Genomic DNA, 14,110 nt, shown 5'->3' with positions numbered 1-14,110 from the left:
GTCAATGGATCCTTAACTGATCAGCATTGCGCCATATAGCGGCTCATGCGCGCCGGATTGGCGCCATTTTCGAAGAAGTTGCAGAAGCTGCAGCGCTTGCGGCAAACGGGACGTGGATGTAGAGCGCCCGCGCCTCGGCCTGGCTCGGTTGCTGCCACCAAGCCTGCCAGCCCGCCTCGTCGAGCATCAGGGGCCCGGCACCGCCGCGGCTGGCGTGGGCTGAGGTCTTGGCGGTGAAGGCGAATGCGAGGGGATCCGGGGTCGCAAGACCCGTCATGGTCGGGGTAAACAGGGGGGTCATCACTGTGGCTACCATCTGCAAATAATGCAAATGATAACCAATATCAACAAAGCCACCCTTGTGCTGGATCAAGTTCTGGACCTGGGTGCTCAGCCAGGATTCTCAGGAGCGGAGGAGGTTCAACGCCGTCGAAGCGGGTGCGGAAACAGCGGGATGAATAGAAGAAAGGGAAGGACAATGCTGGAGGAGGAAGAGAGCCACTCCCCGGCAGGAGAGTGGTATCACACACGCAGTCGGACATCAGAGACAGCCTCGTCATGCCGACGCAGGGACAAAATGGCTCAGCCGTTGTCGATGACGATGGCGACCCGGCGATTCTCCGCTCGTCCGGCGGCGGTGCCGTTGTCGGCGATGGGCGCCGCTTCACCCCGGCCGCGGATGTCCAGGTTCGCAGGTGGCATGCCCACCGACATCAGGACATCGGCCACGGAGCGGGCCCGTTTGAGCGAGAGCTGCTCGTTGTAGCTCGCCTCCCCGTTGGAGTCGGTGTGGCCGTCCACCCTGGCCCGGTTCAGACCGACGCCGATGAGGGTCTTGCCAAGACGCTCCACCACCAGGCGGGTCTGGGGAGTGAGGGCCCCGACATTGTTGGCAAACAGCACCTTGTTGGAGATATCCAGGGTCCAGCCCTCATCGGTCAGCTGAAATCCCTGCTCCCTGAGGGTGGCGATCTGCTCCGCCGTGAGCCCCTGGGGCGCACTCTGACACCCGGCCAGCACTCCCAGCAGCAGCGCAACAAGCCCGATTTTTAGCGCCTTCAAAATGATCATTGTTATGGTCCTTTCACTATGTCCGGTTCAACTTCACGTGGTTCTCCTGTGTGCTTCTTCCTCCTTACGTTGTCGTTTGGCTTGATACATGGCGTCGTCGGCGAACTGCAACAGGGCCTCCGCCGTCTCCCCCTGCTCGGGGTAGAGGGCGGCGCCGATGCTGATGCCCACCCCGAGGTGGCGGCCGTCGCTCAATACCACAGGGGTGCTCATCCCCTGCTGGATCCGCGTCATCACCTCGTGCACCTCGTGCTCGTCCCGGATCGGGGCGAGCAGGATGACAAACTCGTCGCCCCCGAGGCGGCACACCAGATCCAGCGGTCTGAGCTGGTGCTGCACCCGCCGCGCCAGAGCGATCAACACCTCGTCGCCTACCCCGTGGCCCAGGGTGTCGTTGATCTGCTTGAAGCGATCACAGTCGAGGTAGAGCAGGGCGAAGCGCTCCTGATCCCCCTGGATGGCCTGCCCCAGCCGCGCCTCGAACAGAGCCCGGTTGGGCAGGCCGGTGAGGGCGTCGTGGGTGGCCCGGTGCAGCAGGCTGGCATTTTCCCGCTTCTGGTGGGCCTGCCAGGCCTCCAGCTCGTCGAGCAGGGTGTTGAAGTCCTCCCCGAGCGCGTGCAGCTCGGCGATGTTGGCCGCCGGCACCCGCTGCTTGAGGGCGCGCTGGCGACTGACACTGTAGGCGACCTCGGCCAGGGCCTTGAGGGGCGCCGTGATGGAGCGCTGCATGCGGCGCGCCACGTGGAGAGCCCCGAGGATGCTGAGCAACAGGCGCACCAGGGTCGCCAGCAGGGTCTGCAGCAGGAAGTGCAGCAGATATTGTCCGTGCCCCACCAGGTGCACCCGGGCTATCTCCCGGCTCTCCCGCACCATGGCCACTTCCACCGGCCCCGGCAGGATCAGGCGGGCCAGGTGCTGCTCCAGGGTAGTCCAGGGGGTGGTGATGGCACGGCGCCAGCTTGCCAGCACCTGGCCATCGGGCAGCACTATGCTGGCGCTCGCGATATCCTCCCGGGAGGTGATGGTCTCCAGGGCATCTTTCGCCGCCTCCTCGTCATCGAACACCACGGCGGCCTCTGAGGTGTAGCTGATGGCGCGGGCCACCAGCTCGAGGTTGTGATCCGCATAGAGGCGCAGCGCCAGCAGCGCCGTGATGGTCAGGAACAGGCCCGCCATGCAGACGGCGGTCAGGGAGATCATCATGTGGGTGCGGCCCAGGCTCTGTCGCAGGGTGAGCCTGGGGCTTGCGGGTGCAGTCGTCATCGTGCGCCCTCGTCAGCCTTGGCGAGCTTCAGCACGGCCGGGTGCACCCGCACGCCGCTGCGGGCGAGCGCATCCAGGTTGACCCGAAAGCGGACCCGATCCGTGTCCGGCTGAAGGCAGAAGACAGCGTCGGCGATGCACTCCCTGCTCTGTTCGCTGATGCTGAGGATGGCGTGCCCCTGCAGTCGCTCGAACAGGGGGAGACGCCGCTCCGGGGCCAGCACCCCCAGATAGATCACATCGCAGCGCTGGATCAGTGCCTCGTCGTCGAGCCCGTAGCGATGCACGTCCACCGGGCGCCCGTTGGCCTGCCGCTCGATGGCAAAGAGGGCGCCGGCATATTCCGTCGGCGCCGCAATGCAGAGCCGAAGCTTTGCAGGCTCCTTGGGCCAGCGGGTGTAGCTGAGGATGTCGAGCACGGTCTGGCGCACCAGCTCGCTGCGAAGCTCGGCCGAGGTCGCCGCCACGGCCGCATTGGCCAGCACCAGCGTGCAGCCCAGTGGCAACAGCCACACAAAAATCCGGATGAAAGACAACAACTGCATGATGTCCGCACTTATGTTTACGTCGACAATGGGGTGGGCCGACGCCCATGAAGGGATAGCCTGAAGGGAGTCGTACCGAGCTTATCAGCCCGAGGGGGTTGCCCCATCCGCCCGCACGCAGGGTGCGTCACGAGGTGTCGCAGTGCCGCCCGGGGTGCGCGTCAGCGCACGCCACGGGCAGCTCAGCCGCTACTTCTTGCCAATCCCGTACTCGCGCAGCTTGTTGGCGATGGCGGTATGGGAGACGCCGAGCCGCTTGGCCAGCTGGCGGGTGGAGGGGAAGGCCGGATAGAGGCGCTCCAGCAGGCGGCTCTCGAAGCGCTTCACCGCCTCGTCGAGCCCCCCTTCGAACCACTCGTCGATGAGGGGCATGGCATCGGCCGCCACCGGCAGATCCACGTGCTCGGGGCCGAGCTCGTCCCCTTCCAGCAGGGTCATGGCCCGGTAGAGGCAGTTGCGCAGCTGGCGCACGTTGCCCGGCCAGCGGTAGGCGGTGAGGTACTCGGCCATGTTGCGGGTAAAGCGCGGCTTGGGACGTTGCAACTCGCTGGCGAAGCGGGCGACGAACTGCTGGGCCAGTGCCATGATGTCCGCCTTGCGCTCGCGCAGCGGCGGCAGCGCCAGGCTGAGCACGTTGAGGCGGTAGTAGAGGTCTTCCCGGAACTTGCCCTCGTGCACCAGATCCAGCAACTGCTTCTGGGTGGTGCAGATGAAGCGCACGTTGACCCTCACCTCCTGCTCGTCACCGACCCGGCGAAAGACCCCGTCCTGCAGTACCCGCAGGAACTTGGTCTGCAGATGAGGGGACATGTCGCCGATCTCGTCCAGCATCAGGGTGCCGCCGCTCGCCAGCTCCAGCACCCCGCGCTTGCCCTCGGTGTTGTTGCCAAAGGCGCCGGGGGCATAGCCGAACAACTCGCTCTCCGCCACGTTGTCCGGCATGGCGGCGCAGTTGAGGGCCATGAAGGGGTGGCTGGAGCGCAGGCTGGCGCCGTGGCAGGCGCGGGCCAGCAGCTCCTTGCCGGTGCCGGTCTCGCCGACGATGAGCAGCGGCGCATCCTGCATCGCGAGCTTCGCCGCCTGGGCCAGCACCTCCTTCATCTTCTGGCTCTCGGCCTGCAGGTGTTCAAAGCCCCCCACTTCCACCGCGTGCAGGGCGCTGAAGTGCATGCCGACCCGGCGGGCGGACTTGAGCACCACCACGGCGCCGGCCAGAGCCTGCCTGCCCTTCTCCTCGGCCACAAACAGCGGCATCAGATCGCCGAGGTACTCCTCGCCGCCGAGGCTGAGCTTGCAGGTCTGGGGCTTGATCTCCCCCGACTCCAGCCAGCGGCCAAACGAGAAGCCCTTGACCAGGGAGGCGATCGCCACGCCGCGCACCTCGTCCGGTGGCAACGCCAGGGTGGTGAGGGCGGCCTGGTTGGCCTGGGTCACCCGCCCCTTGCTGTCGAGGGAGAAGACCAGGTCCGGCAGCGCCTTGAGCAGGGCCTCTATCTCGTGGTGCTCCCGCTCGGAGGGCATGTAGGGGATGGTCTTGACGTCATAGACGCCGGGAATGCGGCGAATTTCCGGCATCAGATGCTGAAAGTCACGGAACTCCAGCTCGGGAAAATTGAGATAGATGATGCCTGAGGTATCGATTTCGATGCCGCGCAGATCGATGTTGTGCTCCACCAGTCGGTCGAGCAATTCCCGGGTCAGGCCCAGACGGTCTTCACAGCTGACTTCAAGACGCATTCGGCACACACTTCCTAGCTAACATTCTGAATAACGGGATAATACAGACTCGATCCCGCCAGTGCGAGCGCTCCCCCACAAAAATGCGGGCCTGCCCCGCTTTCACCGGGCAGGCCCTGTCTACGTTGGCGCCAGACGGCGGTTACTTCATCAGACCGTCGGTGCGGGCTGCCATGATGAAATCGTTGCGATGCAAGCCGCCTATCTTGTGGGTCCACCAGCTCACGGTCACCTTGCCCCATTCAAGCAAGATCGCCGGATGATGGAACTCCGCCTCCGCCAGTTCTCCGAGGCGGTTGGTGAACGCCAGCCCCTCCTTGAAGTTGCGAAACACAAATTCACGACGCAGTTGCAGCTCGCCGTTGACCACCAGGGGCTGCCAGTCGGGGATAAGGTGCATCAGCTCCCCCAGCTCCTGATCGCTCACCCTGGGGGCATCGGCGCGGCACGCCTCGCATCGTTGACTCGCCAGTTCAGTCATTCGGGACTCCTTTCATGAAACATCGTGGGAATGAATACGGGTCAGCTCGCCTGCTTGCCGGCAACGGGGGCAAAGCGGGGTGGACGCAGGCCAAGACGACGGGCCTCGGCCACGGCCGCCATGATCCCCTGCCCCTCCAGACCATAGAGGGTATCGAGACGAGGCAGCACGAAATAGGTCGGCTGCATGATGTCGATGCGATAGGGGGTACGCAGGATCTCCAGCAGATCGAAGGGTTGCTGCTCGGGCTTGCCCGAGAGGGCATAAGCGGTCTCGCCGATGGAGGAGAGAATGCCGCCGCCGTAGATGCGCAGCCCCTCCTCCCCCTGCAGGAGACCGAACTCCACCGTGAACCAGTAGAGCCGCGCCAGATAGACCCGCTCCTCCTTGCTCGCATGGAGTCCGAGCCGACCATACAGGTGGGTGAAGTGGGCAAAGGCCGGGTTGGTCAGCATGGCGCAGTGGCCGAAGATCTCGTGGAAGATGTCGGGCTCTTGCAGGTAGTCGAGCTCGTCCCGGCGGCGAATGAAGGTGGCGACGGGAAAACGGCGATCAGCGAGCAGCGCGAAGAAGTGATCAAAGGAGATGAGGGCTGGCACCGCTGCCACCGACCAGCCGGTGGCGGGCATCAGGGCGGCGTTGATCTCGCCCAGCTGGGGGATGCGGTCCAGAGGCAGGTCGAGGCGTGCCAACCCGGCCTGGTATTCGTCGCAGGCCTTGCCATCGAGCGCCGCAAGCTGGCGTGCAATCAGGATCCGCCAAGTGCCGTGCTCCTCGTCCGTGTAGTGGATCCGGCCCTGCCCATCCGGTTGGCGGGCCGTGTAGAGACTTGCCATGAATGCTCCCATCCTTCGGGTGCCAGCCGCCATCCGGGCGGTCACTGGCCGTTGAGTCATGGGATCACTGTAACGGTTTGCCCTTCAAAAAAGCAGCCGACCCCGGGGTCGGCTGCTTTTGACAATTGTAAATAATTTGTGACATCCATGTCGGGTGCCAGCCACCTCACGACTTGTTGAGATAACCCGCCAACTGGCCGATCAGCCGCTTGCGCAGCTCGCCCACTTTCGGCTTCTCGTCGGCACACCAGGGGAGCGGACGACAGGCTTCCATGGTACGCATCCCGAGGCGCGCGGTGAGCAACCCGGCCCCGACCCCTTGGGCGGCGCGGGCGGAGAGCTTGGCGGTCAGCTCGGCGCCCAGCAGATCCATCCCTACCTCGGTCACCAGCTCGGTGGCCCCCGCATAGAGCATGTTGCGAAACACCTGACGAATGAGGCGGATGCGGCTCCAGTAGCCGAGCTCGATGGCATAGACATCGGCGATGTCCTCGATCATCCGCAGGTTGCGCCAGAGCATCAGCATCATGTCGACGGTGGCGAGCGGACTCAGGGCCACCAGCACGGCGGCCTCCCCCGACCATTTCGCGACGCGGGCCTGGGCCAACTTGTCCCGCTCGGTGAGCACCAGCTGGCTGTAGAGGGTCAGCACTTCCCGATCGCTGTGGCTCTCGTCAAGCTGGGATAACCAGGTGCGATACCCTTCCCGCCCCTTGTCACCGCTCTTCTCGGCCAGGGCCTCGCAGAAGGCCTGCCCCTGACCGCCCCCCTGATGGGCCAGCAGATCCTCGGCTCTTGAGCGCACATCCTGGCGCCGCTTCAAGGTGCGCAGCCGCAGCCATTCGCGCCCCGCCACCGCGGCGGTGCCCACCGCCACCAGGCCAGAGGCGAGCAGCCAGGCGCCGCCCCAGAAGGGGGAGGCGGCAAACTGATCCACCAGAAAAGCGCCAAACTGGCCAAGCGACAGCAGCCCCACCCCGCCCAGCCCCCAGGCCAGCAGACGATGACGGCGCCGAGGCCTGACGTGAAGCGCGGGTTCCACCTCGGTGAGCTCGTCCAGCGCGTCCAGAGGCTCGAAGCTCTCCTCTTCCAACCGCCGGGCCGGGGCGGGTGGCTTCGCTTCGCTTGCCATCGAAGGCGCGGGCTCCAGCGTCACCTTGCCTTGCAGAGGAGCGGCGTCATCGGTGCGCCATCTTGTCTGATCGTTCATCGCATTCTCTCCTGTGGGCGCCCCTCGAGCACAGCGGGCCACCCACCCGTTATTCGAGGTGATCCCCGAGCAGGAATTCCAGCGCCGCATCGAGCCGGATATGGGGGAGCGCCTGATGAGCGCTCATGGGCAGCGGGCGAAAGGCCTGAAAATCAAACCCTTGAGTTTTCCACCACTGCGCAGGCGGGATCTGGGCAGGCACCTCCCCCGGGAAGAGCAGCAAGGGCTCGCCCGAGAGGGTAGTGCCACGAATGGCGGGAAATTCCCGTCCGTCTGCCACCCCCTTGCCCACCTCGGTGGCCTTGATGGCGGCCAGCGCCAGGCATTCGGTCTCTATCCCCTCGAAGCGGGCCTGACCCCGGCCACGGCTCACCAGATGCTGCAGGAGCGACACCAGAGGCCCGTGCTGCTCCGGCGTGACGTGATCGGCCTTGCTCGCCACAAACAGCAGCTTGTCGATGCGCGGGGCGAACAGACGGCGCCACCAGTTGCTCTTGCCGTAGGCGAAGCTTTCCATGATGCGGGCGATGGCCTGCTGCATGTCACCAAAGCTCGCGGCACCGGCATTGAGGGGCGCCAGGCAGTCCACCAGCACGATCTGGCGATCAAAGCCTGCAAAGTGCTGCTCATAGAAGCCCTGTACCAGATGCTGCTTGTACTGCTCGAAGCGCTGCTTGAAGGTGGCGTAGAGAGTGCCGTCTTCGGGGGAGTGCGTGGGCATCTCCCACACCCAGGGCACGAATTGCAACAGCGGCGCACCGGCATACTCGCCGGGCAACACGAAACGCCCGGGCTGGATGAGGTGAAGCCCGAGATCCTGCTTGCAGGCGTGCAGATAATCGGTGTAGCGGGCGGCCAGTTCGCTGGCGGCCCGCTCCTCGAAGGCTTGATCTGCCTGCCAGAGCGGCGTCAACCAGCCTGCCGCCAGGGCTTGCAGCTCGGGGCGGCACAGTTGCTCCCGCACCTGCTCGCTCCACTGCTCGTAGTTCAGATCCAGCAGCGGCAAATCCAGCAGCCACTCCCCGGGATAATCCACCAGATCCACATAGAGGGTGGAGATCTCCCCCAGGTGCCGACGCAGCGGATGGCGGGTGCGATAACGGATCTCGAGGCGTACCTCGGCCACCCCCCGGGTCGGCGCGGGCCAGGCGGGCGGATCGCCAAACAGGGCATCGAGGCCCCGTTCATAGGGAAAGGTGGGAATGTGGGCGTTTTGCTGGGGCACCCGGCGAGCACCGAGGATGCGTCCCTGGCGCTGGGCGTCCCAGAGTGGCAGACGACCGTCGATGGCCGCGTGCTCCAGTTGATTGACCAGCGCCGTGATAAACGCTGTCTTGCCACTGCGAGAGAGGCCGGTGACCGCCAGCCGGATGTGGCGATCCCGGGCCCGGTTCACCGCGTCAGCGGCCTTGTGCTGGAGCACAGACCAGGAGTGTTCAAGTTTGTTGCGTATCAAGGCGGGTCTTCTTCTCCTTGTGATCACATCAGAGAGACGGCCGCGAGGCAGTATCCTCGCGGCCCGGCACGATTAGAGCTTGCTGAACTCCCGTTGCAGGGTGAACTCCTTGGAGGTCACCAGCTTCTCGATGCGCTGCACCCTGGGCTCCAGTGCATCCAGCTCCTGGCCGATGCGGGCAAGGGCCTGATGAGGTGTGACGCCTGCCTGCCAGCTGCGCGCCTTCATCCGCACCTCTGCGAACTCGGCATCTTCCTGGGAGTAGAGGGTGACCGGCTTCTTGTCGAGCAAGAACCAGGCGGCAATATAGGCGGTGAAGGTGATGAAACCGGCGAAGATGAGACCACTGATGGCCAGCAGCCGCACGATCCAGGTCTCCACCCCGAAGTACTCTGCCAGACCGGCACAGACCCCGGCAATCTTGCCCCGCTGGGGATTCCGGTACAGGTTGCGCCCTTCACGACTGACAGTGTTCATACCTTGTGCCTCCAACCGGGGACTTCCGCATCCAGAATCGACGCCAATACGGTTCCGGCCCGCTCCGGCTTTTTGCCACAGTCATGACATCTCTCATTGAAAACCGTCATACCTTGTTTCTCCAACCAGGAACCTCGGCATCCAGAATCGACTCCAGGGCGCCGACCCGTTCCTGCATCTTCTCGGCACGCACCAGCAAGCCCTGCAGCTGTTCACGCTCACCATCGGCAAGGCCGGCGCCAATGCGTCCCTTGGCGCGGTAATGCAGCACCAGCCAGATGGGGGCCACCACCACCATGAAGACCACCATGGGAACCATCAATACACCCAGCAGATTTTCCATCTGTTACTCTCCCTATTTCTGTGCCGGATTGTGCTGGCCCAGCTTTTGGCGCATGGCTTCCAGCTCGCGGCTGATCTGGTCGTCCGCTTCCAGCTCGGCAAACTGCTGGGCGAGCGCCTTGTCGGACAGCCCCAGATCGGCGCGGGCTTCCATCTCGTCGATGCGGCGCTCCATGCGCTCGAACTTGCTCACCACGGCCTGACTGTCGCCACGGGCCACCTGGCTTTGCACGTTGAGGCGGCTGCTGGCGGCTTCGCTGCGAATGGCCATCGCCTTCTGGCGGGCACGGGCGTCTTCCAGCTTGGCTTCCAGCTGGCGGATCTCCTCCCCCAGCTTCTCGATGCCGCTGTCCACCGCCTGCTGTTCACGAGATAGGGCGTCGGCAAGCTCCGCCTGCTTGCTCTTCTCGATGAGGGCGGCACGAGCCAGATCTTCGCGCCCCTTGGTCAGGGCCAGCTCGGCCTTGCCCTGCCACTCGGCGACCCGCTCCTGATGGCGGCTCACCTGACGGCCGATCTCTTTTTGATTCGCGAGGAAGCGGGCCAGATTGGAGCGCTCCTTCACCAGTTCATCTTCCATTTCCTGGATGATCAGACGCACCATCTTCTGGGGATCTTCCGCCTTGTCGAGCAGGGCCGTCAGATTGGAATTGATGATGTCGGCCAGGCGAGAAAAAATGCTCATGATTGTACTCCTGTGATAGGCATCGGGTTGTGTCTCCATTGACAATGGCAACTTGTGTGCCAATCTGGAACAACATTTAACTTGTTGATTTATATGGGCACTCAGAATGCAGTTCAAGTCCCGGGGAAACAAGTGATGATTAAAATAACCAACTTTTGGTAAGATTAACCAGATTTTTCAACTCACAGGGGCAGGGATGACCACGGCCACGGAAAGTCTGTTGGGTGAATCCAACGCATTTCTAGAAATCATCGAGCAGGCATCGCGCCTCGCGCCGCTGCGCAAGCCCGTGCTGATCATCGGCGAGCGGGGGACCGGCAAGGAGCTCATCGCCCACCGCCTACATTATCTCTCGGATCGCTGGGATCAAAGCTTTGTCACCATCAACTGCGCCACCTTGAGCGAGAGCCTGCTGGAAACCGAACTGTTCGGCCACGAGGCGGGCTCTTTCACTGGCGCCGCCAAGCGTCATCAGGGGCGCTTCGAGCGGGCCGACGGCGGCACCCTGTTCCTCGACGAGCTAGCCACCACCAGCGCCCGGGTGCAGGAAAAACTGCTGCGGGTCATCGAGTACGGGGAGTTCGAGCGGGTGGGCGGTGCCAAGCCCCTCAAGGTGGATGTACGGCTGGTGTGCGCCACCAACGAGGATCTGCCTGCACTGGCAGAGAAAGGACGGTTTCGTCACGACCTGCTGGACCGGCTCGCCTTCGACGTCATCACCCTGCCCCCCCTGCGGGAGCGGCGCGAGGACATCCTAATGCTGGCGGAGCACTTCGCCCACGGCATGACCCGGGAGCTGGGGTATCCGCTCTTTGCCGGCTTCTCGCGCAAGGCGACCCAGCTGCTGCAAGATTACCCCTGGCCGGGCAACGTGCGGGAGCTCAAGAACGTGGTGGAGCGCAGTCTCTATCGCCAGGGCAACCCCCAGTTGCCGCTGGCGGATCTGGTGCTCAATCCCTTTGACTCCCCCTGGCGCCCCCGTGCCCGAGGTGACGCCGCCCCTTCCTCCGACGCGCCGACCTCGGCAGAGACGGCCCCGACCCCGACCCTGCCGCTGGATCTCAAAGGGGCGGTGGCGGAGTACGAGATTAATTTACTCAAGCAAGCGATGCAGCAATCCCAGTATAATCAGCGCAAAGCAGCCCAGTTGCTGGCCCTGAGCTATCACCAGTTCCGGGGGATGCTGCGCAAATATCAATTGCTGGACGGGGATGACAACAGTGGCAACCAGGAGGCGGGCTGATGCCTGGCACCGGGTCTGTGCGCGCGGATAACGCGGCGCACGTCACCCCCGACGGGAGCGCCTGCCCTGTCGCCCCCCGCAACGCGCCCGCCCCCTGGCGGGCAACTTTGTCTGAAAACATGGTTCCAACATGAGAATGCTCACCCCCCTGCTGCTTGGTCTCCTGGTTCTGGTCAGCGGCTGTCAGAAACGCGATGAAGCCTCCAAAACCGGGCTCATCTATTGTGCCGAAGGGGCACCCCGAACCTTCAACCCGCAGCTTGCCAATTCGGATGCGACCCTGGATGCCAGTGCCCGTCCCATCTACGATCGCCTGCTCGAGGTCAATGCCAACACCCTCGGCATCGAAGGGGGGCTCGCCACCCGCTGGCAAAGCAGCGAGGACGGCCTCTCCTATACCCTAACCCTGCGCAAGGGAGTGACCTTCCACCGTACCCCCTGGTTCAGCCCGACCCGTCACTTCAATGCCGACGACGTCCTGTTCACCTGGCAGCGTCTGCTGGACGAACACCACCCCTTCCACGCCGTCTCCGGCGGCGAGTACCCCTATTTTTACAGCCTGGGGCTCGGCAACCTCATCAAGCGGGTCTACAAGAAGGGGCCCTATGAGGTGGTGTTCGAGCTGAACCGCCCCGATGCCTCCTTCCTCGCCACCCTGGCCAGCGACTACGCCATCGTGCTCTCCGCCGAGTACGGGGAGCAGATGCTAAAGGCCGGCACCCCGGCGCTGCTGGACAGCCGCCCCATCGGCACCGGCCCCTTCAGCTTCAAGGAGTATCGCCACAACGAGTTCGTGCGCTACCTGCGTCACCCCGGCTACTGGGGCGGCGAGGCCAGAATGGAGCAGCTCATCTACGACATCACGCCCAAATCCTCCAAGCGCCTTGCCAAGCTGCTGACCGGCGAGTGCGACGTGATGAGCACTCCCTCTGCCAGCCAGCTGTCGGTGATCGACAAAGACTCCCACCTGGATCTGTCGGTGCAGTCGGGGATGAACGTCGCCTTCCTCGCCCTCAATACCCGCAAGGCCCCGTTCAACAAGGTGCAGGTGCGCCAGGCCCTCGCCAGCGCCATCAATGTGCAGAATCTGCTGCAGGCGGTCTATTTCGAGACCGGCCAGAGCGCTGCCAGCCTGCTGCCGCCCCTCTCCTGGGGTTACAACCCCTCCCTGCCCCAGCGCAAGCCGGATCTCAAGCTCGCTCGCCAGTTGCTCAAGGACGCGGGCTACCCCAACGGCTTCGAGATGCAGGTGCTGGTGCAACCCGGCGCCCGTCCCTACAACCCGGACGGCCTCAAGACGGCGCAACTGATGCGCAGCGATTTCGCCAAGATAGGGGTGAGCCTCAAGATAGTGCAGCAGGCCTGGCCGGTCATCGAGACCCGGCTCGCCCATGGACAATATGACAGCCTGCTCTCGGGCTGGATCGCCGACAACGCGGATCCGGACAACTTCTTCCGCCAGTTGCTGAGCTGCGCCGCCGTCGAGCGGGGCAACAACTACAGCCGCTGGTGCAGCCCCGCCTTCGATCAACTGCTGGACGATGCGGTGACCACCCCGCAGCTCGCCTTCCGCCTGCGCAACTATTACTATGCCCAGTCCCTGCTCAACGAGCAGTTGCCGCTCATTCCCCTGGCCCATGCCCTGAGAACCCAGGTGAGTCGCAGCGACATTCAGGGGCTGACCCTGATGCCCTTTGGTGGCACCACCTTCAACCAGGCCCATCGGGAGTGACCATGACAGATAACCACTCCATCGTCGGGCCATCGGCGCACCGTCCCCAGGAGGCATAAGCATGTTTTTCTATATCCTGCGCCGCATCACCCTGCTGGTGATCACCCTCCTGGTGCTGACTCTGGGGGCCTACCTCCTGGAGTTTCGCCTCATCACCCAGGTGCTGGATTTCTGGCACGGCTATCCTGACTTCCTCCAGCGCATCGCCGCCGGGGATTTCGGGCTCTCCAGCGTCTCCGGCCAACCGGTCCTCGACGAGATCCGTCACTACTTCCCGGCGACCCTGACCCTCTGCCTCGCCGCCTTCGCCATCTCGCTGCTGGTGGGCATCCCTCTGGGCACCCTCGCGGCCCTCTATCAGGGGCGCAGCCCGGACCTCTCCATCATGGCCGCCGGCCTCGTCGGCTATGCCATCCCGGTCTTCTGGCTGGGGCTGCTGATGGTGATGTTCTTCTCCCTGGATCTTGGCTGGCTCCCCTCCTCCGGCCAGATCAGCCTGCTCTACGACGTGCCCTCCATCACCGGGATCGCCATCGTCGATGTGTTGATGAGCCAGGAGCCCTGGCGGGAGGCGGCCCTGCACGATGCCCTGCGCCATCTGGTACTGCCTTCCCTGGTGCTGGCCGTGGTGCCCACCACCGAGGTGATCCGCCACGTGCGCAGCTCCCTCATCGACGTGATGAAACAGAACTACATCAAGGCTGCCGCCAGCCGCGGACTTTCCCGCCGCCAGATCGTCTGGCGTCACGGGCTCAAGAACGCCCTGCCCCCGGTGTTGCCGCTGCTGGGGCTGCAACTTGGCAGTGTGCTCACCTCCGCCATGATCACCGAGGTGGTGTTCGACTGGCCCGGCATCGGCCGCTGGCTGGTGAGCAGTATCGCGCTGCAGGACTATGCCGCCATCCGCGGCGCCTTCCTGGTGGTGGCGAGCTTCGTCATCTTCATCAGCGTCAGCACCGATCTGCTGACCACCATCATGTATCCGGCACGGCGTAAAGAACTCTATGCAAGACAAGATTGATTGCGGTCTGT

14 protein-coding genes and 1 pseudogene are annotated in these 14,110 nt (G+C 64.1%); 3 read left to right on the top strand and 12 right to left on the bottom strand.

Annotated elements, in window-relative coordinates; translation table 11 throughout:
- Positions 1-32: 32 nt before the first annotated feature.
- The 12 genes and pseudogenes from C2U37_RS18690 to pspA form a co-directional block, all read right to left on the bottom strand.
- A pseudogene (locus C2U37_RS18690) lies at positions 33-301 on the bottom strand (heme anaerobic degradation radical SAM methyltransferase ChuW/HutW); the annotation flags it as partial.
- Positions 302-582: 281 nt separating this feature from the next.
- Positions 583-1,071, bottom strand: a complete 489-nt coding sequence (locus C2U37_RS18685) for an OmpA family protein (RefSeq protein ID WP_043760992.1) — start codon at positions 1,069-1,071, stop codon at positions 583-585.
- 33 nt (positions 1,072-1,104) lie between these two features.
- Positions 1,105-2,334, bottom strand: coding sequence for a diguanylate cyclase domain-containing protein (locus C2U37_RS18680; RefSeq protein WP_103858957.1), 1,230 nt, complete (start codon positions 2,332-2,334; stop codon positions 1,105-1,107).
- Positions 2,331-2,879, bottom strand: coding sequence for a YfiR family protein (locus tag C2U37_RS18675; RefSeq protein ID WP_052815260.1), 549 nt, complete (start codon positions 2,877-2,879; stop codon positions 2,331-2,333). Before C2U37_RS18675 ends, C2U37_RS18680 begins: the two co-directional genes overlap by 4 nt.
- A 189-nt stretch (positions 2,880-3,068) precedes the next feature.
- Positions 3,069-4,616: a transcriptional regulator TyrR gene (tyrR, locus tag C2U37_RS18670; RefSeq protein WP_052815259.1), complete on the bottom strand. Its 1,548-nt coding sequence runs from the start codon at positions 4,614-4,616 to the stop codon at positions 3,069-3,071.
- 142 nt (positions 4,617-4,758) lie between these two features.
- Positions 4,759-5,097, bottom strand: coding sequence for a 4a-hydroxytetrahydrobiopterin dehydratase (locus tag C2U37_RS18665; protein ID WP_010674539.1), 339 nt, complete (start codon positions 5,095-5,097; stop codon positions 4,759-4,761).
- 41 nt (positions 5,098-5,138) lie between these two features.
- On the bottom strand, positions 5,139-5,933 hold the full coding sequence (phhA, locus tag C2U37_RS18660; protein ID WP_104452884.1) for a phenylalanine 4-monooxygenase: 795 nt from the start codon (positions 5,931-5,933) through the stop codon (positions 5,139-5,141).
- A gap of 166 nt (positions 5,934-6,099) precedes the next feature.
- Entirely contained in the window at positions 6,100-7,143 is a 1,044-nt protein-coding gene (locus C2U37_RS18655; protein ID WP_052815258.1) for a YcjF family protein, read from the bottom strand.
- 49 nt (positions 7,144-7,192) lie between these two features.
- Positions 7,193-8,599 (bottom strand): YcjX family protein, encoded by a 1,407-nt coding sequence (locus C2U37_RS18650; RefSeq protein ID WP_053288493.1) that lies wholly within the window; start codon positions 8,597-8,599, stop codon positions 7,193-7,195.
- Positions 8,600-8,671: 72 nt separating this feature from the next.
- Complete coding sequence (gene pspC, locus C2U37_RS18645) at positions 8,672-9,076, bottom strand: envelope stress response membrane protein PspC (RefSeq protein WP_052815256.1); 405 nt, start codon at positions 9,074-9,076, stop codon at positions 8,672-8,674.
- 106 nt (positions 9,077-9,182) lie between these two features.
- Positions 9,183-9,419, bottom strand: a complete 237-nt coding sequence (gene pspB / locus C2U37_RS18640; RefSeq protein ID WP_052815255.1) for an envelope stress response membrane protein PspB — start codon at positions 9,417-9,419, stop codon at positions 9,183-9,185.
- Between the two features lie 12 nt (positions 9,420-9,431).
- On the bottom strand, positions 9,432-10,103 hold the full coding sequence (pspA, locus tag C2U37_RS18635) for a phage shock protein PspA (RefSeq protein ID WP_053288494.1): 672 nt from the start codon (positions 10,101-10,103) through the stop codon (positions 9,432-9,434).
- 196 nt (positions 10,104-10,299) lie between these two features.
- Between pspA and pspF the strand changes: the two genes are divergently transcribed.
- The 3 genes from pspF (at position 10,300) to C2U37_RS18620 (ending at position 14,099) form a co-directional block, all read left to right on the top strand.
- Positions 10,300-11,346: a phage shock protein operon transcriptional activator gene (pspF, locus tag C2U37_RS18630; protein WP_052815253.1), complete on the top strand. Its 1,047-nt coding sequence runs from the start codon at positions 10,300-10,302 to the stop codon at positions 11,344-11,346.
- Positions 11,347-11,482: 136 nt separating this feature from the next.
- On the top strand, positions 11,483-13,078 hold the full coding sequence (gene sapA / locus C2U37_RS18625) for an ABC transporter substrate-binding protein SapA (protein WP_010674532.1): 1,596 nt from the start codon (positions 11,483-11,485) through the stop codon (positions 13,076-13,078).
- A 61-nt stretch (positions 13,079-13,139) separates the two neighbouring features.
- The gene (locus tag C2U37_RS18620) at positions 13,140-14,099 is read left to right on the top strand and encodes an ABC transporter permease (RefSeq protein ID WP_010674531.1); all 960 of its coding nucleotides are present in this window, start codon (positions 13,140-13,142) and stop codon (positions 14,097-14,099) included.
- Positions 14,100-14,110 lie beyond the last annotated feature (11 nt).

This window comes from Aeromonas sp. ASNIH1 (assembly GCF_002934285.1).
In the GTDB taxonomy this organism is placed as follows: domain Bacteria; phylum Pseudomonadota; class Gammaproteobacteria; order Enterobacterales; family Aeromonadaceae; genus Aeromonas; species Aeromonas caviae.
Note: the sequence above shows the minus strand (reverse complement) of the source record. Positions and strands in the feature narration are given on the sequence as shown.